Origin of the sequence: Frankia canadensis, assembly GCF_900197875.1 — a bacterium.
Taxonomy (GTDB): Bacteria; Actinomycetota; Actinomycetes; order Frankiales; family Frankiaceae; genus Frankia; species Frankia canadensis.
Window position 1 is genome coordinate 1 of the sequence record NZ_FZMO01000374.1, and the last position, 2254, is coordinate 2254.

Sequence of the window (2254 nt, forward strand, 5' to 3'; positions counted from 1 at the left end):
GGGTGGCGGGGCGGGCCGCGGGCAGTGTGGGCTGCGGGTTCACGATCGCCACGCTGGCCTCCGACACCAGCCGGGGATCGGAGGACGGCCAGTTCATCGCGGCGGTCAGGCCGGCTACCGCGACGACGACCGCGGCCGCCGCGGCCATCGCCGGCCGGCTGCGCCAGTCGGGCGTGCCGCGAACCGCGGCGGCCGCGCCGGCGGCGACCGCATCGCCGCCTGGGCTGGTCTCGGAGCCGGCGTCCGCGTCCATCCGCAGCAGCGCCAGGGGCGCCGCGCGAACGCGGACCGGAGGGGCCTCGGCGGACTCGGCCGCACCAGCAGTATCGGCCGCGGCTGCAGCCTTGACGAGGCTGACCCTCGCCGCGGACCTCGCCACCGCTTCCGCGTCTGGCGCCGTCGCGGCGGCGCGGCGGTTGGCCGCCGCGGTCGCGGCGGCCTCGGCGACGGTGGCGGCGCGGTCGAAGGTGCGGGCCAGGCCGACCCGCAGGCTGGCGGGGGCGGGTACCACCGCTCCGACGAGCAGCTCCTCCGGTGGCACCCCGTGCGGCACCGGGATGCTGCGAGCCTGGGGCGAACCTGACCAGGCCAGCGCGCTTCCCCGGGCGAGCTCCAGCAGCCATGACCGCAGACCGGCGGGGTTGCTCAGCGGATTGAGGCGGGTTCTGGCGACCAGGGCGAACGCGGTGCCTGCGGCCGCGCGGGCGACCGTGGGATCCCCGAGGATCAGCAGACACATGGAGAAGACATCGTCCGCGTAGAGATCGTAGAGGTCGTCGAACGCCTGCCGATCACCACGGCGGACACGGGCCACGAGGTCCGCGTCGTCGTCCATACTCTCGCTTCTCCCCGGAGGACTAGCAGCGGGCCCGGATCGGGTGGTGGGGCCAATGCTAGGAGCCGGGACTCGCTAACGGGTGAACGTTGTGAGGATTTTGTTGTCGTCGATTCGACAGCCGGTATCGCTTGACCGTAAAAGCCCGCAGTGTTTAGTGCGCGTTTGTCGGAGTATGACTAGTTCGCTCCTGGCTCCAGCGCGTGCGTCGAGCCCTTGGCCCGCCGACGGACTAGTCAGAAAAGCAAGCGGACAATAGTCCGTCAGCGGGTGGCGGATCAAATTGTGTCACCGATCCGACGGAGCAGGCGTTCCGCATCCACCGGGCCATTCGCGACCCGCGGCGGGATCGACACATGATTGCCTCGTGACCGGTATGTCGAGGTCGAAGCCCGACGGACGGTGATGATCTGGACGACGACGATCAGGATGTCGGCGGCTGGAGCGCGAGCTTCGCCTTCGCGGTCGTGGACTGCCCGCTGCGGATGTACGTCACCTCGACCTCATCCCCGATGGCGTGGGAGCGCACCGCCGCGATCAGAGAGTCGACATCGCTGACCGCCCGGCCGCCGAGCTTGGTGATGACGTCGCCGGCCTGCAGGCCGGCGCTTTCCGCCGGCCCGCCACGCACCATCGATCGGATCTGCGCGCCACTGCCGCTGGCAGCGGTCGAGCGGCTGTTCTCGTCCGCGGTCGACGCGGTGACCCCCAGGTACGGGTGCTGCGCGCGGCCGGAGGTGATCAGCTGGGTCGCGACGGACTCGGCGTAGTTGCCGGGGATCGCGAAGCCGACGCCGATGTTGCCGGACTGCTGACTGCCGCCGAACGGGCTGCCGCCACCACCGCCGACGGTCGCGATCGCGCTGTTCACCCCGATGATCTCGCCACGGCTGTTGACCAGCGGGCCGCCGGAGTTACCCGGGTTGATGGGTGCGTCGGTCTGGATCGCGTCGAGGACCGTGTTCTGCTGGTCCTGCACGGTCGAGTCGCCGGTACGCACCGGTCGGTGCATGGCGCTGACGATGCCGGAGGTCACCGTTCCGTTCAGGCCGAGCGGGCTGCCCACCGCGACCACCAGCTCGCCGATGTTCAACGCGTCGGAGTTGCCGAACGTCGCCGCGGGGAGCCCCGTGGCATCGATCTTGATGACGGCGAGGTCGGAGCTCGGGTCGGTGGCTACGACCCGTGCGTCAAAGGTGCGGCCGTCCTGCAGGGTGACCGTCAGCGTGCCGCCGTCCGACGCGCCCGACACGACGTGGTTGTTCGTCAGGATGTGCCCGTCGGCGCGGATGATCGTGCCGGAGCCGGTGCCGGACTCGCTGCTGGACTCCTCCGAGATCGTCACCACGCTCGGCAGGATCTTCTTCGCCGCCGCCGCCACGGTGCCCGCCGCGGCGGGCACCGTGGCGGCGGCGGCGA

The 2254-nt window shown here is 71.2% G+C and carries 1 protein-coding gene and 1 pseudogene; both read right to left on the bottom strand.

The features are described from left to right. Window positions 1-835 (bottom strand): annotated as a pseudogene (locus tag C1A33_RS23965) (RNA polymerase subunit sigma-24); the annotation flags it as partial. A 424-nt stretch (window positions 836-1259) separates the two neighbouring features. Beyond that, window positions 1260-2254 (bottom strand): S1C family serine protease (locus C1A33_RS23970; protein WP_101833594.1); only part of this gene is annotated, 995 nt, incomplete at its 5' end.